This window comes from Herbaspirillum aquaticum, from assembly GCF_002213425.1.
GTDB lineage: Bacteria > Pseudomonadota > Gammaproteobacteria > Burkholderiales > Burkholderiaceae_D > Herbaspirillum > Herbaspirillum aquaticum.
Window position 1 is genome coordinate 1 of record NZ_NJGV01000020.1, and the last position, 21,947, is coordinate 21,947.

23 protein-coding genes and 1 pseudogene are annotated in these 21,947 nt (G+C 63.2%); 9 read left to right on the forward strand and 15 right to left on the reverse strand.

Annotation, left to right across the window (positions count from 1 at the left end; all coding sequences use genetic code 11):
- Positions 1-93: 93 nt before the first annotated feature.
- The 4 genes and pseudogenes from CEJ45_RS17935 to CEJ45_RS17950 all read right to left on the reverse strand — a co-directional run.
- Positions 94-270: pseudogene (locus tag CEJ45_RS17935) on the reverse strand (Hpt domain-containing protein); the annotation flags it as partial.
- Positions 267-581, reverse strand: coding sequence for an STAS domain-containing protein (locus CEJ45_RS17940; protein ID WP_088756397.1), 315 nt, complete (start codon positions 579-581; stop codon positions 267-269). The pseudogene CEJ45_RS17935 and the gene CEJ45_RS17940, both read right to left, overlap by 4 nt.
- 39 nt (positions 582-620) lie before the next feature.
- The gene (locus tag CEJ45_RS17945) at positions 621-989 is read right to left on the reverse strand and encodes a response regulator (protein ID WP_088756398.1); all 369 of its coding nucleotides are present in this window, start codon (positions 987-989) and stop codon (positions 621-623) included.
- A gap of 17 nt (positions 990-1,006) precedes the next feature.
- A complete protein-coding gene (locus CEJ45_RS17950) occupies positions 1,007-2,113 on the reverse strand; it encodes a chemotaxis protein (protein ID WP_088756399.1) in 1,107 nt (368 codons plus the stop codon).
- Positions 2,114-2,518: 405 nt separating this feature from the next.
- Between CEJ45_RS17950 and CEJ45_RS17955 the strand changes: the two genes are divergently transcribed.
- Positions 2,519-3,160 carry a deoxynucleoside kinase gene (locus CEJ45_RS17955; protein ID WP_088756400.1) on the forward strand — a complete coding sequence of 214 codons (642 nt, stop codon included), beginning with the start codon at positions 2,519-2,521 and terminating at the stop codon, positions 3,158-3,160.
- Positions 3,161-3,167: 7 nt separating this feature from the next.
- Positions 3,168-3,995, forward strand: coding sequence for a 3-methyl-2-oxobutanoate hydroxymethyltransferase (gene panB / locus CEJ45_RS17960; RefSeq protein ID WP_088756401.1), 828 nt, complete (start codon positions 3,168-3,170; stop codon positions 3,993-3,995).
- A 98-nt stretch (positions 3,996-4,093) separates the two neighbouring features.
- Here panB and dnaJ read toward each other — a convergent pair whose 3' ends face one another.
- From dnaJ to CEJ45_RS17990, 6 genes are all read right to left on the reverse strand, one after another.
- On the reverse strand, positions 4,094-5,221 hold the full coding sequence (dnaJ, locus tag CEJ45_RS17965) for a molecular chaperone DnaJ (protein ID WP_088756402.1): 1,128 nt from the start codon (positions 5,219-5,221) through the stop codon (positions 4,094-4,096).
- A gap of 252 nt (positions 5,222-5,473) precedes the next feature.
- Positions 5,474-7,414 carry a molecular chaperone DnaK gene (gene dnaK, locus CEJ45_RS17970; RefSeq protein ID WP_088756403.1) on the reverse strand — a complete coding sequence of 647 codons (1,941 nt, stop codon included), beginning with the start codon at positions 7,412-7,414 and terminating at the stop codon, positions 5,474-5,476.
- A 155-nt stretch (positions 7,415-7,569) separates the two neighbouring features.
- Positions 7,570-8,142 carry a nucleotide exchange factor GrpE gene (gene grpE / locus CEJ45_RS17975; protein ID WP_088756404.1) on the reverse strand — a complete coding sequence of 191 codons (573 nt, stop codon included), beginning with the start codon at positions 8,140-8,142 and terminating at the stop codon, positions 7,570-7,572.
- Positions 8,143-8,742: 600 nt separating this feature from the next.
- Positions 8,743-9,852 carry a ferrochelatase gene (gene hemH, locus CEJ45_RS17980; RefSeq protein ID WP_088756405.1) on the reverse strand — a complete coding sequence of 370 codons (1,110 nt, stop codon included), beginning with the start codon at positions 9,850-9,852 and terminating at the stop codon, positions 8,743-8,745.
- Positions 9,853-9,896: 44 nt separating this feature from the next.
- Positions 9,897-11,543 (reverse strand): DNA repair protein RecN, encoded by a 1,647-nt coding sequence (recN, locus tag CEJ45_RS17985; protein ID WP_088756406.1) that lies wholly within the window; start codon positions 11,541-11,543, stop codon positions 9,897-9,899.
- 79 nt (positions 11,544-11,622) lie between these two features.
- Positions 11,623-12,540 (reverse strand): NAD kinase, encoded by a 918-nt coding sequence (locus CEJ45_RS17990; protein ID WP_039785185.1) that lies wholly within the window; start codon positions 12,538-12,540, stop codon positions 11,623-11,625.
- A 36-nt stretch (positions 12,541-12,576) separates the two neighbouring features.
- Between CEJ45_RS17990 and CEJ45_RS17995 the strand changes: the two genes are divergently transcribed.
- Complete coding sequence (locus tag CEJ45_RS17995) at positions 12,577-13,305, forward strand: HAD family hydrolase (protein WP_088756407.1); 729 nt, start codon at positions 12,577-12,579, stop codon at positions 13,303-13,305.
- 71 nt (positions 13,306-13,376) lie between these two features.
- The gene (gene hrcA / locus CEJ45_RS18000) at positions 13,377-14,405 is read left to right on the forward strand and encodes a heat-inducible transcriptional repressor HrcA (protein WP_088756408.1); all 1,029 of its coding nucleotides are present in this window, start codon (positions 13,377-13,379) and stop codon (positions 14,403-14,405) included.
- Between the two features lie 119 nt (positions 14,406-14,524).
- On the opposite strand, the gene fur is transcribed toward hrcA, so the two are convergent.
- The gene (fur, locus tag CEJ45_RS18005) at positions 14,525-14,950 is read right to left on the reverse strand and encodes a ferric iron uptake transcriptional regulator (protein ID WP_034341048.1); all 426 of its coding nucleotides are present in this window, start codon (positions 14,948-14,950) and stop codon (positions 14,525-14,527) included.
- Positions 14,951-15,163: 213 nt separating this feature from the next.
- Here fur and CEJ45_RS18010 point away from each other — a divergent pair, with 213 nt between their 5' ends.
- The 5 genes from CEJ45_RS18010 to CEJ45_RS18030 all read left to right on the forward strand — a co-directional run bounded on the left by CEJ45_RS18010 (position 15,164) and on the right by CEJ45_RS18030 (position 18,233).
- Positions 15,164-15,712 (forward strand): outer membrane protein assembly factor BamE, encoded by a 549-nt coding sequence (locus tag CEJ45_RS18010; protein ID WP_088756409.1) that lies wholly within the window; start codon positions 15,164-15,166, stop codon positions 15,710-15,712.
- Between the two features lie 45 nt (positions 15,713-15,757).
- Positions 15,758-16,564 (forward strand): 4-hydroxy-tetrahydrodipicolinate reductase, encoded by an 807-nt coding sequence (gene dapB, locus CEJ45_RS18015; protein ID WP_088756410.1) that lies wholly within the window; start codon positions 15,758-15,760, stop codon positions 16,562-16,564.
- Between the two features lie 157 nt (positions 16,565-16,721).
- The gene (locus CEJ45_RS18020; RefSeq protein ID WP_034341031.1) at positions 16,722-17,417 is read left to right on the forward strand and encodes a MotA/TolQ/ExbB proton channel family protein; all 696 of its coding nucleotides are present in this window, start codon (positions 16,722-16,724) and stop codon (positions 17,415-17,417) included.
- 33 nt (positions 17,418-17,450) lie between these two features.
- Entirely contained in the window at positions 17,451-17,894 is a 444-nt protein-coding gene (locus tag CEJ45_RS18025; RefSeq protein ID WP_088756411.1) for an ExbD/TolR family protein, read from the forward strand.
- 12 nt (positions 17,895-17,906) lie between these two features.
- Complete coding sequence (locus CEJ45_RS18030; protein WP_088756412.1) at positions 17,907-18,233, forward strand: barstar family protein; 327 nt, start codon at positions 17,907-17,909, stop codon at positions 18,231-18,233.
- A gap of 106 nt (positions 18,234-18,339) precedes the next feature.
- On the opposite strand, the gene CEJ45_RS18035 is transcribed toward CEJ45_RS18030, so the two are convergent.
- The 4 genes from CEJ45_RS18035 to CEJ45_RS18050 are packed head-to-tail and all read right to left on the reverse strand — an operon-like array spanning position 18,340 to position 21,931.
- Positions 18,340-19,161, reverse strand: a complete 822-nt coding sequence (locus CEJ45_RS18035) for a phosphodiesterase (RefSeq protein WP_088756413.1) — start codon at positions 19,159-19,161, stop codon at positions 18,340-18,342.
- On the reverse strand, positions 19,158-20,252 hold the full coding sequence (locus CEJ45_RS18040; protein WP_088756414.1) for an ABC transporter ATP-binding protein: 1,095 nt from the start codon (positions 20,250-20,252) through the stop codon (positions 19,158-19,160). Before CEJ45_RS18040 ends, CEJ45_RS18035 begins: the two co-directional genes overlap by 4 nt.
- Complete coding sequence (locus CEJ45_RS18045; RefSeq protein WP_088756415.1) at positions 20,249-21,052, reverse strand: ABC transporter permease; 804 nt, start codon at positions 21,050-21,052, stop codon at positions 20,249-20,251. Before CEJ45_RS18045 ends, CEJ45_RS18040 begins: the two co-directional genes overlap by 4 nt.
- Positions 21,053-21,061: 9 nt before the next feature.
- Positions 21,062-21,931: an ABC transporter permease gene (locus CEJ45_RS18050; protein WP_088756416.1), complete on the reverse strand. Its 870-nt coding sequence runs from the start codon at positions 21,929-21,931 to the stop codon at positions 21,062-21,064.
- Between the last annotated feature and the right edge of the window lie 16 nt (positions 21,932-21,947).

Genomic DNA, 21,947 nt, shown 5'->3' on the forward strand with positions numbered 1-21,947 from the left:
GCAGGATCAGGGCAGCGCTGTTCTGCTGCAAGTGAAGTCATGGATGCAGCTTAAATTCTGGCAAACGCTGTCTTGACGGATGGGTCCACTTTAGCTGTCGAAGGCGAACAGGCCCGCTGAACCCTTGATGGTGTGGGCGGCGCGGAAAATGGCGTTGATGCTGTCGCGCGAAGGACCTTCCATCTCGATCTGCAGCAAGGCCGCTTCCATGGCCACCAGCAGCTCGCGGGCTTCCTGCACGACGGCGTCGCGGGCGGAGTCCTTTTTCATGCGGGCTCCACGGCGGGGCTGAATCGCTCATGCAATTGCAGCAGGTCCAACACGGCCAGTACGGCCGGGCTGCAGGCGCCGATCTCCAGCCGGCGGCCGGCGTTGACCAGTTCGCGCCGCAACAGCAGCAGCAACTGGATGCCGGCGGTGTCGAGTTCGTCGACCCCGGCCAGGTCCAGCACCACCTCCGTCTGCGGCAAGCTCAGGGCGTGCAGCAATTCCGGCTTGCGCTCGGCCGCCTGGAAAATGGTCAGGCCGCCGCTCACGGTGAGCAGCAGGCTGTCCTCTTGCACGGAATACGTCAGTGGCATCTTTGGGGTCTCGGCATTCTCTTCAACGGTCCCTGTGTCTCATGGCTGCACCAGCTTGGCCACGGCATCGAGCAGCACCGGCGGCAGGAAAGGCTTGTGCACCCAGGCGCGGATGCCGGCAGCCTTGCCCTCCTGCTTGCGCGCTTCACTGCTTTCGGTGGTCAGCATGATCACGGGGGTAAATTTGTAGGCCGGCAACTGCTTCATCTCGCGTACGAAGGACAGGCCGTCCAGGTTGGGCATGTTGAGGTCGGAGATGACCAGGTTGAACTTGCGGCCATCGAGTTTCTTCAGGGCTTCGCGGCCGTCGGCAGCCTCTTCGACCTGGTAGCCGGCGCTCTTCAAGGCGGCCGTGATGGTCTGCCGCAGGCTGAAGGAATCGTCGACGATCAATATGCATTTTTCCATCTCGGTTCCTCGGGGTCTCAGAAAAAATCCACCTGCGACGGTGGCGCGGGATGACCCTGCTGGCCTGCGTGCATCTGGCGTTGTTCCTGGGTGGTGTAGGTCTTTTCGAGATCGGCCAGCCACTGCTGCGGCGAGGGCAGCGCCTGGGCCTCTGCGGCCGCGCTGCGCAGGCGCAGGATGTCCTGCTGCACGTGGTCGAGGATCTGGCTGATGCGGTCCTGGAATTGCAGGTGGACCAGGATGTCGCAGACCTCGCGGTCCACTTCGCGCCCCTCGTCTTCCAGCGCTTCCATGGTCGTGGTGAGCTTCATGGCGGAGTGGCGGAAGTCGGCGATGATCTGGTCGATCACGGCGCGCGAATTCTCGGCGATACCTTCGGTACTGGCGGTGGCGTCCCCGGTAGCACCGATGGCCGCCATGATCTGCTGGCGCGCGCTTTTGGCGCGGGCGGCAATCTGGCGGCTGTTCTCGGCCGAACGCTCGGCCAGTTCCTGCCAGCTCTGTTCGTCGCTGAGCAGGTCGGTCACGCCGGTCTGGCCCGCCAGTTGCTCGTTCTGTTGCGCCAGGCGGCGAATCTCGTCATTGGCGGCCATGAGGCTGTCGAACTTGGTCACCAGCACCTGGCGCGAGGCCAGCATGCCTTCCAGTGCCGTCGCAATGGCACCCAATTGTTCGGCAGCGTGCTGTACGGTCTGCAGGATTTCGCCATTCGTGCCATGCCTGGCCGGGTCCAGTGCGCCGCCCAGGCGCTCGTGGATGCCGACAAAACGGGCGGTCAGGCTGTCGATGGCCGATTGGGTCTGCGCCCGGGCCAGCTGGACATTGCCCTGCCACACCGGCAGCACTTCGCGCAACAAATCGGCCAGCGGCGCGCTGGCGGCAACCACCGACGCCGGCGCCTGAGCGGCCAGCACCGGCTCGGCGGAGACCGGCACAGGCATCGGCATCGGTTGCGCCAGCACCGGCTGTGCCGCCACGGCTGGGACAGGCAGGCATGTCAGGTAGAAGGCGCCGCCGATCAGCAGGCCCACCAGCAGACCCAGCCACCAGTGCTGGGCCAGCATCATGAACAGCAGCAGATTCACCAGGCACAGCACCGGCAAGATATTGCGAAGCGATTTCACAGCCACGTTTTCCTGTTGGTTGTTTCAGCTCGGATCAAAAACGGCAGGACCAAGGATGACGCACCCTGCCCCATCGATGTTTACGGCAGGAACTGGCGCTTCTTGGGCAGTTCGGGCGACTTCATGCCGGGCAGGACGAGGCAAAGCCGCTTCAAGCGCCGCTTCTGGCACTAATTCGCCGCCCCGCCGGTCTACCCTGCGCGCACCAAGCCACAGCCTATTGTGCTGCTTGGCGCTGTCTTGCCTTGCGTGGAATAAGGGCCAAATTCCGCCTGAGTTGTCTGCACTACCTGACAATCGGTCAGATATTGACAAAGAATTAACAACAATCGCATCCGGCGACCAGCGTCGCCCGGGGTGAAATCAACTACAATGCCGCACCCGGCGCGCCGGGGGAAAGAAGCCATGGAACTGGAAAGCTACCGCTACATCGCAATCGACGGCCCCATCGGGGCTGGCAAGACTTCGCTGGCCACGCGCCTGTCCACGCTGTGGGGCGCGCAGGCCTTGCTGGAACAGCCGGAGGGCAATCCCTTCCTGGCCGAGTTCTACCGGGATGCCGCACGGCATGCCTTCCAGACCCAGGTATTTTTCCTCCTGCAGCGCATGGGGCAGTTGCAGGCACCGCTGGATCCGGCGCAGTTGGAGGGGCGCTTCGTGGCCGACTTCATGCTGGAAAAGAACATCCTGTTCGCCCAGCTGACCCTGGCCGGGGATGAACTGGCGCTCTATGACGCCCTGTATCGCCAGTTGCAGCCACGGGCGCGCGTACCGGACCTGGTGATCCACCTGCAGGCGCCCCCGGATGTCTTGCAGACCCGCATCGCCGCACGCGGGATCGCCATGGAGGAAGCCATCTCCCTGGATTACCTGCAACGGCTGTCGGAGTGCTACAGTCAATTTTTCTATCATTACCAAGACGCGCCGGTACTGACCGTCAACACCGAGCACCTGGATCCGGCCCGCAGCGACGCCGATCTGGCCATCCTGCTGCAGCACATCCAGGAGATGCACGGGCCGCGCGCCTTTCTCAATCACGGAGGTTGAATCTTTCATGGCAGGCTATCTTCAGGAATCGGGCGCGGCACGCGCCAAGCCGGTGACCACCCACACCCTGCAGGCGATGCGCGCCAAGGGCGACAAGATCAGCATGCTGACCTGTTATGACGCCAGCTTCGCCACGCTCATGGAGCGCGCCGGGCTGGAAACGGTGTTGATCGGCGACTCCCTGGGCATGGTCTGCCAGGGCCATGATTCGACCCTGCCGGTGACGATCCAGGATGTGGCCTATCACACGGCGGCAGTCGCTCGCGGCACCCGCACCATGCTCATCATCGCCGACCTGCCCTTCGGCACCTACCCGACCCGCGAGGAAGCCTTCCGCAACGCCGCGCTGCTCATGCAGGCGGGCGCGCAGATGGTCAAGCTCGAAGGCGGCGTGTGGCTGGCCGATACCATCAAGTTCCTCACCGAGCGCGGCATTCCCGTGTGCGCGCACATTGGCCTCACGCCGCAGTCGGTGCACCAGCTGGGCGGCTTCAAGGTGCAGGGCAAGACCAGCGATGGCGCCACGCAACTGCATTCGGATGCGCTGGCGGTGCAGCAGGCGGGCGCTTCGCTGGTGGTCATCGAAGCGGTACCGGCCACGCTGGGCAAGGAAGTGACCGACCGCCTGGCCATCCCCACCATCGGCATTGGTGCCGGCCCTGATTGCTCGGGCCAGGTGCTGGTGATGCATGACATGCTGGGCGTGTTCCCGGGCCACAAGAGCCGCTTCGTGCGCAACTTCATGGACGGGGCCAACGGCATCGAGGAGGCAATGCGGCACTATGTGGCGGCCGTCAAGGACGGCAGCTTCCCGGCGCAGGAGCATTGCTTCTGATGGCTTGATGAAGCCTGTGGACAAGCAAAAGGCCAGCGATGTCGCTGGCCTTTTGCTTTGCGGCTGGTCGCGCAAGATGCTGCTGTCGCAGCGGCGGCTTACTCGAAGAATTCCTTGACCTTGTCCTTCCAGGTCTTGGTCTGCGGGCTGTGTTTGGCGCCGCCTTCGGTGGTGAGCTGCTCGAACTCGCGCAGCAGTTCCTTCTGGCGATCGGTCAGCTTGACCGGGGTTTCCACCACGACGTGGCAGAACAGGTCACCCGCGTAACCGGAACGCACACCCTTGATGCCCTTGCCACGCAGGCGGAAGGTCTTGCCGCTCTGGGTGCCCTCGGGAATGGAGAAGGACGCCTTGCCATTCAAGGTCGGGGCTTCGATCTCGCCACCCAGTGCCGCCTTGGCGAAGGAGATCGGCATTTCGCAATGCAGGTCGTCGCCATCGCGCTGGAACACGTCGTGCGGCTTGATGTGGATTTCCACATACAGGTCGCCTGGAGGGCCGCCGTTGACGCCCGGTTCACCGTTGCCGGAGGAGCGGATACGCATGCCGTCGTCGATGCCTTCGGGGATCTTCACTTCCAGCGTCTTGTTGCGCTTGATGCGGCCGGCGCCGGCGCAGGTGGTGCAGGGTTCCGGAATGATCTTGCCGCTGCCGTGGCACTTGGGGCAGGTCTGCTGGATGCTGAAGAAGCCCTGCTGCATGCGCACCTGGCCGTGACCGCCGCAGGTGGTGCAAGTGACCGGCGAGGTGCCGGGCTTGGCGCCGCTGCCGTGGCAGGTATCGCACTGGTCCCAGGAGGGCACGCGGATGGTGGTGTCGAAACCGTGGGCAGCCTGCTCCAGCGTGATTTCCAGGTTGTAGCGCAGGTCGGCGCCGCGATAGACCTGCGGACCGGAATTGCGGCCACGACCACCGCCGCCGCCGAAGATGTCACCGAAGATGTCGCCGAAGGCATCGGCAAAGCCGCCCGCGCCGGCACCGCCGCCGCCACCCATGTTGGGATCGACGCCGGCATGGCCGTAGCGGTCGTAGGCCTCGCGCTTCTGCGGGTCCGACAGCATCTCGTAGGCTTCCTTGACCTCCTTGAACTTGTCTTCCGCACCCTTGCTGTCCGGGTTACGGTCAGGATGGTACTTCATCGCCAGCTTGCGATAAGCCTTCTTGATTTCGTCGTCGCTGGCGTTCTTCGCCAGTCCGAGCACTTCGTAAAAATCGCGTTTTGCCATGTTGTATAACCCACCTTGTTATTGTGTTCCGTCGCTGCTGCGATGGCCTGCATCTGCGGCCGCGCAAGCACGACCGGAAACCAACAATGTGAAAAAGCCGAGTTCAGCTTTTGACTGCGGACTCGGCGTACCGGCCTGGCCGAAAAAACAACCCGGCCGGGTGGATGCTTCTCAAAAATCCGCCCGGGCTGCGGAAAAACCGCACCCGGGCGCGAGCGCTGACCTCAGGTAAATCGAGGCATCAGTCCCGGATTACTTCACTTCCTTGAAGTCGGCGTCGACCACGTTGTCGTCCTTCGGTGCGGCACCGGCGGCACCCGCCTGGGCACCTGCGGCACCCGCAGCGCCACCGGCCGCAGCGGCTTGCGCCTGCTGGTCGGCGTACATCTTCTCGCCCAGCTTCTGCGCCGCGGTCGACAGGGCTTCGGTCTTGGCATCGATGGTGGCCTTGTCGTCACCCTTGAGGGCTTCTTCCAAGTTCTTGATGGCAGCTTCGATGACTTCCTTCTCGCCGGCTTCCAGCTTGTCGCCGTATTCGCCCAGGGCCTTCTTGGTCGAGTGCACCAGCGCATCGCCCTGGTTGCGGGTCTCGGCCAATTCCTTCAGGCGCTTGTCTTCCTCGGCGTTGGCCTCGGCGTCGCGCACCATCTTTTCGATCTCTTCTTCATTCAAGCCCGAGTTGGCCTTGATGGTGATCTTGTTTTCCTTGCCGGTGGCCTTGTCCTTGGCGCCCACGTGCAGGATGCCGTTGGCGTCGATGTCGAAGGTCACTTCGATCTGCGGGGTGCCGCGCGGTGCCGGCGGGATGCCTTCCAGGTTGAATTCGCCCAAGGCCTTGTTGCCCACGGCCATTTCACGCTCGCCCTGGTAGACCTTGATGGTCACGGCCGGCTGGTTGTCGTCGGCAGTGGAGAACACCTGGCTGAACTTGGTCGGGATGGTGGTGTTCTTCTTGATCATCTTGGTCATGACGCCGCCCATGGTTTCGATACCCAGCGACAGCGGGGTCACGTCCAGCAGCAGCACGTCCTTGCGGTCGCCCGAGAGGACCGAACCCTGGATCGCGGCACCGACGGCCACGGCTTCGTCGGGGTTCACGTCACGGCGCGGATCCTTGCCGAAGAATTCCTTCACCTTCTCGATGACCTTGGGCATGCGGGTCATGCCGCCGACCAGGATCACGTCGTCGATGTCAGACACCTTCACACCGGCATCCTTGATGGCGGTACGGCAGGGTTCGATGGTCTTGGAGATCAGTTCCTCAACCAGGGACTCCAGCTTGGCACGGGTAATCTTCAGGTTCAGGTGGACCGGTGCGCCATTGGCCATGGCGATATAGGGCTCGTTGATCTCGGTCTGTTGCGAGGACGACAGCTCGATCTTGGCGCGTTCGGCCGAAGCCTTGATGCGCTGCAGGGCAATGGCGTCCTTGGACAGGTCCAGGCCGTTGATCTTCTTGAATTCCTCGATGATGTAGTCGATCAGGCGCTGGTCGAAGTCTTCGCCACCCAGGAAGGTGTCACCGTTGGTGGACAGCACTTCGAACTGCTTTTCGCCATCGACGTCAGCGATTTCGATGATGGACACGTCGAAAGTACCGCCGCCCAGGTCATACACGGCGATCTTGCGGTCACCCTTTTCAGCCTTGTCCAGGCCGAAGGCCAGCGCGGCTGCGGTCGGCTCGTTGATGATGCGCTTGACGTCCAGGCCGGCGATGCGGCCGGCATCCTTGGTGGCCTGGCGCTGGGCGTCGTTGAAGTAGGCCGGGACCGTGATGACGGCTTCGGTGACTTCTTCGCCCAGGTAGTCTTCGGCGGTCTTCTTCATCTTGCGCAGGACTTCAGCGGAAATCTGCGGCGGGGCCAGCTTCTTGTCGCGCACGCCGATCCAGGCATCGCCATTGTCGGCGGCCACGATCTGGTAGGGCATCAGGTTGATGTCCTTCTGCACTTCCTTCTCGGTGAACTTGCGGCCGATCAGGCGCTTGGCGGCATAGATGGTGTTCTTCGGGTTGGTGACGGCCTGGCGCTTGGCGGGTGCACCCACCAGGATTTCGCCGTCTTCCTGATAAGCAATGATGGAAGGCGTGGTACGCGCGCCTTCGGAGTTCTCGATCACCTTGGGCTGGTTGCCTTCCATGACGGAAACGCAAGAGTTGGTGGTGCCCAGGTCAATACCAATGATTTTTCCCATGATTTTTCCTTCGTTCTTTCAGCCCTGGATGTCGGGCTACAGGTGTTTTGAATGGTTTGAATATGTGGAGGAAAGATGGACTTTCAAGCGCCGAAACCACCGGAACAAGCAAAAATGATGCCTTTTGCCTCTTTCCCCTTCCGGCGCCGGTCCGCTTACTTTCCCTGGGCCACCGTCACCAGCGCAGGACGCAGCAGACGGTCGGAAATCATATAGCCTTTTTGCAGCACGGCAACGACCGTGTTGGCTTCCTGCTCGGCCGGCACGGCCGAGACGGCCTGGTGCTTCATCGGGTCGAGCTTCTCGCCGGCTTGCGGGCTGACTTCCTGCAGCTTGTTCTTCTCGAAGGCCGAGGAGAGTTGCTTCAAGGTCATGTCCACGCCTTCCTTGAGCGATTCCAGCGAGGCGTTTTCGATCTTCAGGGCCATTTCCAGGCTGTCCTTGACCGCCAGCAGCGACTCGGCGAAGCCCTCGATGGCGAACTTGTGGGCCTTGGCGATGTCTTCCTGAGCACGGCGGCGGATGTTCTCGCCTTCGGCACGGGCACGCAGGAAAGCGTCCTGCATCTCGGCAGCACGGGCTTCGGCTGCGGCCAGCTTGTCTTCCAGCGTGGGCTCGGCAGCGGCAGCCGCAGCGGCCTGCTCGGCGGCAGTGGCAGCAGCAGCGGCGTCAGCAGCCTGGTTGTCTTGCTGGACGGATGGGTTTTCCTGTTTTTCCATGTCTTGCATTCCTGAATTACCTCCAACAAATCAATGATTTACGTGCGTGCGGCAGCCTGATGTGAAGCGCCGTCCGCCAAGGGATGCGGCACAAGTAGGGCATGTCCCTGCTTTTTCAAGGGCTTTTTGGCACTTTCCGGCGACTTTTTGCCTATTTCTGCGATTTCAAGAAGAAAAATGTTACGCGCGCTTACAGAAATTACGGGGTCTGACTTCAAGTTAATTCGAGCCCGACCTAAACTGAATTCGAGTTCTCGCCCTTTGGGGCAGGCTCGTTTGACGGCATTCCCACTTCCCCTCATCGCTTGTCGCGCCAACAAGGTGTCATCATGAAACTGCCACTGATTGCGGCCATTATCTTCGTTGCCCTGTACAGCCTGCTGGCGACCGCCTGGATCAGCTATACGCATCTGGTGAGCGAATACACGCTCTGAGCGACGCTACCCCCCGGTTTTTTCTTGTATGAACAATCTGGTCGCCCTGCACCAGGCAAGATCGTTGCCGGACAGACAACATCGGCGACAGTAAAGGCGTTCAGCCTGCCATTTTAGCAGGCTGACGTCGGTTGGCCGCCCGAGGTCGGCGGCCGATATGAAGCTTCCTGAAAAATCAGCGATCCGCGCCCAGTGCCTTCGCCCGCTCTGCGGCGATCGCCTGCTGGCGCGCCATCTCTTCACGGGCGGCCGCATTGCTCATGGTCGGCCAGCCGGCCAAGTGCTGCTCGACGATCTCCACCATGCCGTTGATCCAGGCCGGTGATTCATTCAGGCAAGGGATGAAGTGAAACTCCTTGCCGCCCGCATGCAGGAAGTCTTCCTTCACTTCCATGGCGATTTCTTCCAGGGTTTCCAGGCAGTCGCTGGTGAAGCCGGGGCACATCACGTCGATGCGGCGCACGCCCTGCCGGCCCAGTTCCTGGGCGGTGGGCGCGGTATAGGGCTGCAGCCATTCGGCCTTGCCGAAGCGCGACTGGAAGGTGACCTGGTACTGCTCATCGGTCAGCCCCAGCGATTTCGCCAGCAGGCGCGCCGTCTTGTAGCACTCGCAATGGTAAGGATCGCCCAGCATCAGCGTGCGCTTGGGCACGCCGTGGAAGCTCATCAGCAACTTGTCCGGCCGGCCGTGCAGGTCCCAATGGTCCAGCACCGACTGGCGCAGCGCCTGGATGTAGGCATCCTGGTCGTGATAGTTGCGGATCAGGCGCAGCTCGGGGATGTTGCGCACCTGCCGGTAATGATCGAAGACGGCATCGAAGATGGAAGCGGTGGTCGTACCCGAATACTGCGGATAGGCCGGCAACACCAGGATGCGCGTGCAGCCCTGTTGCTTCAGCTGAACCAGCACTTCGGGCAGCGAAGGCGTGCCGTAACGCATGGCATACACCACCTGCAATTGATGATGACCGCGCCCGGCCAGCTGCACCGCCAGCGCGGCAGCCTGGCGCTGGGTGTGCACGCGCAGTGGCGAGCCTTCCTCGGTCCAGATGCTGGCGTATTTCTCGGCCGACTTGGAGGAACGGAAAGGCAGGATGATGCCGTTGAGAATGAACCACCACACCGCGCGCGGGATTTCCACCACGCGCGGATCCGACAGGAATTGCTTGAGGTAGCGCCGCAGCGCGCCCGCGTTGGGCGCATCGGGCGTGCCAAGATTGACCAGCACCACGGCGGTGGAGGCCGGGCTGCCATGGGTGTAGGGAGGTTCTTTGCGGAAGGGCATGGTCGTTGCGCTTGGGTTTCTTGATGTTCTTGGTGTGAAGGCGGTCAGGACGCCAGCAGCTCGCGCGCATGCTTGCGCGTGGTGGCCGTGATTTCCAGTCCGCCCAGCATGCGGGCGATTTCTTCCACGCGCGCCTTGGGGTCCAGCCCGTCGATGTCGGAGAGGGTCTTGCCGCCCTCGCTACGCTTCTTGACCTGGTAGTGCTGGTTGGCCTGGCTGGCCACCTGCGGCAAGTGGGTCACGCACAGCACCTGGCGTTCCTGGCCGAGGCGCTTCAACAATCGCCCGACCACTTCAGCCACGGCACCGCCGATGCCGCTGTCGACTTCATCGAAGATCAGGGTCGGCACCGTGGTGGCGGCCGAGGCGATCACCGAGATGGCCAGCGAGATGCGCGCCAGCTCACCGCCCGAGGCCACCTTGGCCAGGGCGCGCGGCGCCACGCCGGCGTGGCCGGCCACCAGGAATTCCACCTGCTCCAGGCCGTATGCCGCCGGCTCCACTGCATTGAGCGCGATCTCGAAGCGTCCACCGGCCATCGACAGGTCCTGCATGGCGGCGGTGACCGCCTCGCCCAAGGCGGCAGCGGCCTTGGCGCGCGCCTTGGAGAGTTTCTGCGCCTGGGCCAGATAGGCTTCCTTGAGCTTGTCTTCCTGCGCGCGCAGGGCATCGAGGTCGCTGGCGTCGGCCAGTTGCTTCAATTCTTCGGAGAGCTTGCGATGCTCCTCGGGCAGCTCATCGGGCTGCACGTGGAATTTGCGGGCGGTCGAATGGATAGCTTCCAGGCGCTCTTCCACTTCCTGCAATCGCGCGGGATCGAGTTCGACGCGGCCGAGATAATCATTCAAGGCATAGACCGCTTCCTGCAGCTGGATCTGCGCCGGTTCCAGCGCGTCGAGCACCGGCTTCAAGGCCGTATCAACATCGACCAGCTTGGTCAGCTTCTGCGTGATCGAGGAGAGTTGCGAGAGGATCGGCGACTCCGATTCCGAGATCACGCCCAGCGCCTCCTGCGCGCCACCGATGAGCGCCGCGGCATGCGACAGGCGGCTGTGCTCGGTGCTGATGTCGGCCCATTCACCGGGCTTGACGGCCAGCTTGTGCAGTTCGGCCACTTGCCACTCCAGGCGCTCGCGCTCCAGCAGCACATTGCGCGCATCCTGCTCGAACTGTTCGCGCTGGCGGGCCAGGGCACGCCAGGTCTTGTAGGCCGCAGCCACTTCGCGCGCCGGCTCCAGCAGACCGGCCTGGCTGTCCAGCAACTGGCGCTGGGCATCGGCCTTCATCAGCGACTGGTGCGCATGCTGGCCGTGGATGTCCACCAGCATCTCGCCGACTTCGCGCAATTGCGCGGCGGTGGCGGCGCTGCCGTTGATGTAGGCCTTGCTGCGGCCGGCATTGTCGATCACCCGGCGTAGCAGCACGCCGTCGTGCTCGCCGGTGAATTCGTGTTCGTCCAGCCAGGCCATCACTTCCGGCGTGGCGGTGAAGTCGGCGCTCACGTCTGCCTTGGCCGCGCCCTCGCGCACCACGCTGGGATCGCCCCGCCCGCCCATGGCCAGTGCCAGGGCGTCGATGAGGATGGATTTGCCGGCGCCGGTTTCGCCGGTGAAGACGGAAAATCCGCGCGCGAATTCGAGCTCGATGGCATCGACAATCACGAAGTCGCGAATCGTTAAGGTACGCAGCATGGTGGTCTCGCAGCGGGTTGGACGGACAGGCCAGTATGCTCAAGCGAGCCGGCACGCAATGGCCGGGCTCGATGCGCGCTTATTGTAATCGGCCTTCTATGGAGGGGTATTCATTCCAGTGCAGCTTCTCGCGCAGGGTATCGAAATAACTCCAGCCCTCGGGATGCAGGAAGGTGATCTTGTGCGCCGAACGGCGGATCACGATGCGGTCGCCATGCAGCACGCTGGTCAAGGACTGCATGTCGAAGTTGGCGCTGACCTCGCGCCCGGCCACCACCTGGATCACGATCTCACAGGAATCCGACAGCGTGATGGGGCGGTTCGACAGCGAATGCGGAGAAATCGGCACCATGACGATGCCGTGCAGGCTGGGATGCAGGATAGGGCCGCCGGCCGACAAGGCATAGGCGGTGGAACCGGTGGGCGTAGCCACGATGAGGCCATCGGAACGCTGGTTGTACATGAAGCGGCCATCGACCTCTACCCGCAGCTCGACCATGCCGGAGGTGGAGCCACGCGCCACCACCACATCGTTCAAGGCCAGCGCGCGGAAGATCTCGCTGCCTTCGCGGTAGACCCGCGCCTCCAGCAGCGAACGCGACTCGGCTTCGACCTTGCCTTCCAGCATGTCGGCCAGAGCCGGTATCATGCGGTCTTGGGCGATATCGGTGATGAAGCCCAGGCGGCCCTGGTTGATGCCGATCAGCGGCACGTTGTAGGGCGCCAGCTGGCGTGCAATGCCGAGCATGGTGCCGTCGCCGCCGACCACGATGGCCACGTCCGCGTGATGTCCGATCTGCTCAGGCGTCATGCTGTCATAGCCTTGCAGGGCGATGTTCTCGGCGGTCTCGGACTCGAAGACCACGGTGTGGCCGTGCGATTCCAGGAACACCGCGATGTCCGACAAGATCTGCGCGATGCCGACGGCCTGGAACTTGCCGACGATGGCGACGGTTTTGGGTACGGCTGCCTGAACGGGTAATTTGATGGGCCACATGCTGCGGATTAGACCATAATTTGAGATGACATTGTAATGAAACCAAGCGCTTCCCCCCTGCCCTCCTCGCCCGCCCCCTCCCCCATCGAGGCGGTGCTGTTCGATCTCGACGATACCCTGTGGGCCATCGAGCCGGTGCTGGTGCGCGCCGAAGGCCTGCTCTACGACTGGCTGCGCGAGCATGCGCCCGCCGTGGTAGCGGCCCATACGATTGCCAGCCTGCGCGAACGCCGCATGGCCCTGATGAAGACCGATCCCATGTATCGTATCGACCTCTGGAAGCTGCGCCATACGGCGCTTTCCGATGTCTTCCGCGAGCATGACGTGGACCTGGCGCTGGTCGACCCGGCCATGGCCCTGTTCTCCGAGGCGCGCAGCACGGTGGCGCTGTTCGATGACGTGGAGCCGGCACTGCTGCGCATGAAAGACCGGCTCACGCTGGGCTCGGTCTCCAACGGCTTTGCCGACCTGGAGCGCATCGGCCTGGCCGGGCACTTCGGGGTCTCGATCGCCGCCCATCGCTTCGGCCGCGCCAAACCTGATCCGGCCATCTTCCACGCCGCCTGCGAGGCACTGCAGGTCGCTCCGGCGGCCACGGTGTATGTGGGCGACGATCCGCTGCTGGACGTACAAGGCGCGCAGCGGGCCGGTTTGCGGGCAGTGTGGATGAACCGTTTCGAGCGCACCCTGCCCGAAGGCATCACCCCCGACGCCATCTGCCGCGACCTGCATGAGCTGCACGACTGGCTGCAGGCGCAAGCCTGAACCTTTGTTCAATTTTTGGAAGAACTGACGCGGCCGTCACATTTGCCGGATATGCCGCTAGAATATGCCCCATGCAACTCGATAACCGCGCCCGCACACTCCTGAAGGCCCTGGTCGAACGGTACATCGCCGACGGCCAGCCGGTAGGGTCGCGCGCCCTGTCGAAACTGTCGGGCCTGGAACTGTCGCCGGCGACCATCCGCAACATCATGGCCGATCTCGAAGAGATGGGCTTCGTCGCAAGCCCGCACACCTCGGCAGGCCGCGTGCCCACGCCGCGCGGCTATCGCATGTTCGTCGATACCCTGCTCACCGTCGAGGCCATCGACGAGAGCGCCCTCGAAGGCCGCCTGCAGGCGCGGCTGCAGCACAGCGGTTCGCCCCAGAAGATCATCACCAATGCAGCCCAGGTGCTGTCCTCGCTGTCGCAGTTCGCCGGTGTGGTGATGACGCCCAAGCGCGAATCGATGTTCCAGCAGATCGAATTCCTGCGGCTATCCGAAAAACGCATCCTGCTGGTCATCGTCGACCAGGGCGGCGACGTGCAGAACCGCATGCTGCTGACCGAGGTGGACTACACCCCGAGCCAGCTGACCCAGGCCGCCAACTACATCAACCAGCATTACGCCGGCCAGTCCTTCGACCAGGTGCGCATCCACCTGCAAGGCGAACTGCGCCAGCTGCGCGACGACATGACCGCGCTCATGCAGGCCGCCGTCGAAGCCGGCAGCGACGCCATGAACGAAGAGGCCGACAACAACGTGGTCATCTCCGGCGAGCGCAACCTGCTGTCGGTGACCGACCTGTCTTCCAACATGAATTCCTTGCGGCGCCTGTTCGACATGTTCGAGCAGAAGACCGGGCTCTTGCAGCTGCTCGATGTGTCCAGCAAGGCCACCGGCGTACAGATCTTCATCGGCGGCGAATCCCAGCTGGTGCCGATGGACGACATGAGCATCGTCACCGCCCCCTACGAGGTCAACGGCCGCATCGTCGGCACCCTGGGCGTGATCGGGCCGACCCGCATGGCCTACGAACGGGTCATTCCCATCGTCGACATCACCGCCAAACTGCTCTCCAGCGCGCTGAGCCAGCACTGAGCCCGGCCAGCACAACCATCCCGCCAGAACGCAAAAAAGCCACGCGCGACCGCACGTGGCTTTTTTGCATGTTGCTTCACGCTGCCTTGCTCAAATCCGGCCAGGAAGCGATGGCTGGCTTATTTCTTCACTTTCTTGCAGTTTTTGCAATGACCGTAGAGGGCCAAGGCATGGTCGGCGATCTCGAAACCGTGCTCCTGGGCAATCTTCAACTGGCGCTTTTCGATTTCGGCGTCGAAGAATTCCTCGACCTTGCCGCAATCCAGGCAGACCAGGTGATCGTGGTGCGAGCCTTCGTTGAGTTCGAAGACGGCCTTGCCGGTCTCGAAGTGATTGCGCTGGAGCAGGCCGGCCTGTTCAAACTGGGTCAGCACGCGGTAGACGGTGGCCAGGCCGACGTCGAGGTTGTCGGACAGCAATTGTTTGTAGACGTCTTCGGCGCTGAGGTGGCGCACGGAGGTGTTCTGGAAGATTTCGAGGATCTTCAGGCGCGGCAGGGTCGCCTTCAGGCCGCTGGCCTTCAGTTCGGATGGATTGTTCGGCATGGTAGAGTGGGTTCCCGGGGTTTTACTGGTCTCGAACAGGCGCGACGGTCCACTGGGAAGACCTGGCGGACCATTCCGGCGGGGCGGTGGGGAACACCCTTTTACACCCGGAACGCACTCATGCCTATTTAAGAAGTAAGTTCTAGCTTATCATATAGTGCTTTAGGCTCATGGCTCAACCCGGTTGAAATCTTTATGCGCATGCTTTCCCGAATGAAGTCCCGTCATCACACCACCGCCGTCGGCGTCCTGGCTGCACTGGCCGTCTCGCTGGCCGGCTGCTCCTCGACCAAGGCACCGGAACAGGCTGCACCCACCGATACCTCGGGCGTGAAGGTGACCGGCAAGAGCAACAGCCTGTTCGGCTTCCTGAAGCCCTACCGCATCGACATCCAGCAAGGCAACTTCGTCTCCAAGGAAATGGTGGCGCAACTGCGCCCCGGCCTCACGCGCGACCAGGTGCGCTTCGTGCTGGGCACGCCGCTGCTGACCGACATGTTCCACGCCAATCGCTGGGACTACGATTTCCGCCTGGCCAAGGGCAACGGCGAGATCATGACCAGCCGCGTGTCGGTATTCTTCAAGGATGACCTGCTGGATCACGTCGAAGGCGGCCAGAACCTGCCCACCGAAAGCGAATACCTGACCCTGATCACCGACGCCAAGGTCGGCGCCAAGGCCAGCTTCAGCGACAAACCCAAGGACGACAGCGAGATCAAACCGGCCTCGCCGGTGGCGCCTTCCTCGGCCACCAACAAGTAAGCCGGGCCAGACCTGTCCTTCGCACTTCTTCCTTCCAAGTTTCACATGACTGCATTGAATATCGCCGTGGCCGGCGCCTCCGGGCGCATGGGCCGCATGCTGATCGAAGCCATCCTCAACGCCGAGGGCCTGAAGCTCTCCGGCGCCCTGGATACGCCCGCCTCGCCCGCCATCGGGACCGATGCCGGCCTGTTCCTGGGCAAGACCACCGGCGTGGTCATCGAGTCCGACCTGGCGCGCGGCCTGGCTGGCGCAGATGTACTGATCGACTTCACCCGCCCGGAAGGCACGCTCAAACACCTGGAATACTGCGCCGCCCATGGCGTGAAGGTGGTCATCGGCACCACCGGCTTCGAAGCCGAAGGCAAAGCGGCCATCACCGAATTCGCCAAGCGTACCGCCATCATGGCCGCACCCAACATGAGCGTGGGCGTCAACGTCACGCTGAAGCTGCTGGAACTGGCCGCCAAGAATTTCTCGCACGGCTACGACATCGAGATCATCGAAGCCCATCACCGCCACAAGGTCGACGCCCCCTCCGGCACCGCCCTGAAGATGGGTGAAGTCATCGCCGATGCGCTGGGCAAGAAGCTCGACGACGTCGCGGTTTATGCACGCGAAGGCGTCACCGGTGAACGCGATCCGTCCTCCATCGGCTTTGCCACCGTGCGCGGCGGCGACATCATCGGCGACCACACGGTGCTCTTTGCCGGTATCGGCGAGCGCATCGAGATTTCGCACAAGTCGTCCAGCCGCGTCTCGTACGCCATGGGCAGCCTGCGTGCCGCACGCTTCCTGGCCGAGAAGGACACCGGCCTGTATGACATGCAGGATGTGCTGGGCTTCAAGTAAGCCGAGCCCGCCACCACAGGAAATGCCCGACGCTGCCGCGCCCCACCAGGTCCGGCAGCGAATTTTTTTGGGGGCCGCCGCTCCAAGCGACTCTCCCCCAGCCAACTTTCATTGACTCCCTGCCGCCAGCGCGGCGTCTTTCCCGAAAGCACCTACCATGGAACAGAACGTTGGATTTGCCCACTATTGGGCCCAAGGCGATGCCGTTTCGCACTCGGTGGCCTACCTGCTGTTGCTGATGTCGATCGCCAGCTGGTTCTACATCCTCTCCAAGGCCTGGGCCGCCTGGCGCATCCGCCGTGGCAGCAATGCCCTGGAACAATTCTGGCAGGCCCCGACCCTGGCCGACGCCACCGCCGCCATGCAGCGCCTGGACAGCGAACAGATCTACACCCCCATGGCCGAACGCGCCGCTGAAGCGGCCGACATCGGCACGCGCCAGCAGGGCACGCCCTCGCTCAACGCCGCCACCGATCCGGGCGAACTGATCACGCGCACCCTGCGCCGCGAAATCAACCGCGTCTCTGCGCGCCTGGAACGCGGCCTGACGCTGCTGGCCTCGGTCGGCTCGACCGCGCCCTTCGTGGGCCTCTTCGGTACCGTGTGGGGCATCTACCACGCGCTGGTGGCGGTCTCGGCCAGCGGCACGGTGCAGATCGACAAGGTTGCCGGTCCCGTGGGCGAGGCGCTGATCATGACCGCGCTGGGCCTGCTGGTCGCGATCCCGGCGGTGCTGGCCTACAACGCCTTCACCCGCATCAACCGCGTGGTGCTGGCCGAACTGGATGGCTTCGCGCACGACCTGCATGCGTACCTGACCACCGGCGAGCGCGTCGGCGGCATGCGCAAATAATTTTTCCGACACCCGATCCGAGAGGAGTCCCACATGAGTTTCGGCGGATTCAACGACAACCAGAACTCGGCCCCGATGGCCGACATCAATGTCACCCCGATGGTGGACGTGATGCTGGTCCTGCTGGTGATCTTCATCATCACCGCGCCCATGTTCACCCACGCCCTGAAGCTGGACCTGCCCACCGCGCAGTCCAACCCGGCCCCGGAAAAACCGGAGACCATCACCCTGGGCATCGATGCGGCCGGCAAGCTGTACTGGAACGACCAGCCGGTCAGCGAAGCGGACATGGATGCGCGGCTGGCCACGGCTGCAGCCAGGAAACCGCAGCCCGAGCTGCAATTGCGGGCCGACAAGTCGACCCGCTATGAAATGATCGCCGAAGTAATGTCAGCCGCGCAGGGTGCGGGGCTGACCAAGCTGGGTTTCGTCACCGATCCCAAGGGCGGCGGCAAGAGCAACAGACAAGCAAACTGAAAGAGAGCAGGCATGGCCACCGTACAACTGGCGGGCGACCGCATCACCGACTGGGACAGTTTCCATACCGAGAGCGCAGCCGCCTTCGGCTTCCCGGATTTCTATGGCCGCAACATGGATGCCTGGGTCGATTGCCTGTCCTACCTGCGCGATGAAGATGGCATGTGCAAGTTCAGGCTCAAACCCAAGGAAGTGCTGACCATCGAGATCAGCCACAGCGTCGACCTGCACAAGCGCCTGCCGGACCTGGTGGAAGACGTGGAATTCTGCTGCACGGCCATCAATGACCGCTGCGAGGATTACGACGAGCCGCCGGTCATTGCGCTGGTGTGGAAGTGATATTGCCGTTTTCCATTCATCTACTCCATCGCTGCGGCGGCCCTGATTGATCTCCCAAAGAGATCAATCACTCGCCCCGTTGATCAACGATCAGTCGATCAGTCGATCAGTCGATCAATTCATCCCCATCATAAAACGGATACGGCCCATCGAATTCCCCGATGAAGGCCGTATGGCTGACCAGGCTCCCTGCAGCCGCATCCCACCAGTGCAACTGGAATCCCGGCGGCTCCATCACGAAGCAGGAAGGCGCTTGCGGATCCAGGTCCAGCTGCACCTGGTGTGACACGCCCGGACAGGTCGTAGCCAGCGTCCCGCCAAAGCGTCGCTGGATCGAACGATGCAGGTGCCCGCACAGGATGCGCTCGACCTGCGGGTGCTTGCGCACCACCGCTTCCAGCGCCTGTGGATTGGCCAGGCCCATGTCATCCATGTGGCCGATGCCGGTGGTGAAAGGCGGGTGATGCATGGCAATGACGGTCGGACGCTCCGGCTGCTGTGCCAGCACGTCGTCCAGCCACAGCAGGCTGGAGGCGGCCAGCTCGCCACCACTGGCGCGCGGGATCACGGTATCGAGCGCGATGATGCGCACCGGATGGTCTTCGATCACATACTCGATGCGCTCACCGCCCTGCTGCAGATAGGCGTGCTCCGGGAAAGCCGCGCGCAGCGCATTGCGCTCGTCATGGTTGCCCGGCAACAGGTAATAGGGCATGGCCAGCGGTGCCAGCAACTCACGCAGGCAGGCATATTCGGAGGGCTTGCCGAAGTCCACCAGGTCGCCGGTGATGACCAGCACGTCCGGCTTCTGCTTCAGTGCATTGACTTGCCGCACGCAGCGGCGCAGTGCTTCGGCGGTATCCACCACGCGATAGGATTTCTTGCCATCGGTCTTGATGTGCAGGTCGGAAATCTGTCCCAGGATCATGCGGTCTCCTTCTCGGCGCGCGGCGCCAGTTTTACCAGTGCCTCGGCCGGCACGCGGATGGCGATCTGCTGCCCGGCTTCCCACCAGCCACGGCGGCTGGTCTCGGCGATGATCGGCCGCTCCGTGCCGATCTCGATTTCAAAGCGGGTGCGGTCACCCAGGAAAAACGTGTTGAGCAGCTTGCCGCGCACGCACTGGCCGTCGGCTTCGGTGATGTCCACCACCTGCACATCCTCGGGACGGAACATGGCGCAAGCCTCCTGGCCCTGGCTGGCGGCATCGAGCTTGTCGAGCAGCGGCAGGCTACCGGTGGGCAACAACAACCTATCTCCCGAAACGATACCTTGCACGCGATTCATCGCGCCGATGAAATCGGCCACGAAGTCATTGGCGGGATGATAGTAGATTTCCTGGGGGGTACCGATCTGCGAGATCTTGCCGCGCTCCATGACCACGATGCGGTCGCCCAGCGCCATGGCCTCGCCCTGGTCGTGCGTGACATAGATGGCGGTGATGCCCAGGCTGCGCAGCAGCTTGTTGAGGTCGCTGCGCACGGCTTCGCGCAGCTTGGCGTCCAGTGCCGTGAGCGGTTCGTCCAGCAGCAATACGCGCGGCTCCATCGCCAGTGCGCGGGCCAGTGCCACGCGCTGCTTCTGGCCGCCCGAAAGCTGGTCCACGCGACGGTGCGAGAGGCCTTGCAGGTGCACCATCTCCAGCAGTCGTTCGACCCGCTCGGCACGTTCGCCGGCCGGGATCTTGCGGATCTTCATGCCGTAGGCGATGTTCTCGCCCACGCTCATGTTGGGGAACAGCGCGTAGTTCTGGAACACCATGCCCACGCCACGTTTTTCAATGGGCAGTGCGGTCACGTCTTCATCGCCGAAGAACACGCGCCCGCCTTCATCGGGAAACTCCAGCCCGGCGATCATGCGCAGCGTGGTGGTCTTGCCGCAGCCCGAGGGGCCCAGCAGGACCAGGGTTTCACCGGGATGGATATCGAGGTCCAGCGGCTGCAGCGCGCGGGTGCCATTGGCAAAGGACTTGGCGCATTGCTGCAGGCGGATGGAAACGGCTTCTTGCTTGGGCTTCATAGACTGACTTTCTTGCGTGTTGCCTGGGTCGCCCACTGCATGCCGATCAGGAGCGGAATGATCATGAAAAAGAAGATCAGCGTATAGGCCGATCCCACCTCCAGCCGCATCGATGCATAGGCATCGGCCAGGCCCACCGGCAGGGTCTGGGTCAGCGGCGTGTGCAGCATCCAGGTGATGTTGAATTCGCCGATGGACAGCGTAACCACCATCAGCGCCCCGGCCAGGATGCCCGAGGCGGCATTGGGAATGACGATGCCGAAGAAGCGGCGCATCCGCCCCGCCCCCAGGCTGGCAGCGGCTTCTTCCAGCTGGGCCAGCTGCGAGGACTGCATCACCGCCAGCACCGGGCGCACCATGAAGGGCAGCGTGAAGATCACGTGGCCGACCAGGATGAAGAGGATGCTGGCGCGGAACTCGCGCAACTGGCCGTAAGCCATGATGAGCGCCAGTGCGGTGGCCAGGCCCGGCACGGCCACCGGCATCATGAGCAGCTCCTCGATCACGCGCGCCAGGCGGCTGTGTCCGCCGCGATAGCGCGCCAGCATGTAGGCCAGCGGCACACCGGCCACCAGCGTCACCGCCAGGCAGGCCAGCGCAATGATGAGCGAACGCCAGATGGTGGGCTGGTACATCTCCCACACCTGCGCCACCCAGCGCAGCGTGAGCCCGCTGGACAAGCCGACGAAGAAATTCTCGGTCACGCCGGCCAGCATCGACAGCACCACCGGTACCACCAGGAAGGCGCACACCAGCAGCGTGAATCCCAATTGAACGTAAAAACGCAAACGATTCTGCATGGCCACTCCTCAAGCCGCTGCGGCCACGCCGCTGCCGGTGAGCGAACGCGCCAGCGCCAGCACCGCCCAGGTGATCACGCCCAGCACGATGGACAGCGAGGCCGCCGTAGCAAAGTTGGCATAGCCGGTAAATTCGTTGTAGATGGTCATGGGCAGAACATCGATATTGGCCGCCAGCGTAAAGGCGGTCCCGAAGGCGCCGACGCTGGTGGCAAAGCAGATCGCACCCGAGGAAATGAGCGCCGGCAGCAGTGCAGGCAGCACCACGTGCAGCAGCACCTGCCAGGGCTTGGCACCGAGCGAACGCGCGGCTTCTTCCAGCGAGGGATCGAGTTTTTCGGCGGCAGCCACGACGGTGAGGATCACGCGCGGAATCGAGAAATACAGGTAACCCAGGAACAGCCCCGCCAGCGAATACGCAAACACCAGTGACTCGCCGAAGAGCCAGGTGGTGAAGGCGCCGATGAGACCCTGGCGCCCCGCCAGCATGATGACCATGAAGCCGACCACCACGCCGGGAAACGCCAGCGGGAACGTCAGCATGGCCAGCAATGCCGACTGGCCGGGAAAACGATTACGTTGCAGGAACAAGCCGACGAACACCGAGATGGCCAGCGTCACCACCGTGACCACAGCCGACAGCACCAGCGTGGACACCAGGCTGATGAAGTAATGGCGGTTGGTCAGCACCGACAGGTAGGCCATGGCACCGTCCGGCCCGGAGGCACCCACGCCGACCAGCCGCACCATGGGCAGCAGCCAGAAGGCGCAGAAGATCGTCAGGCCGGGAACGGCGAACCACAGCCACACGCCATTGCCCGCCGAGCGCGCACGCGCAGCCGCTGGCCTGACGGGGACGGAGGGGATCATGCTCTTCATGCTTGCTCCTGCGATC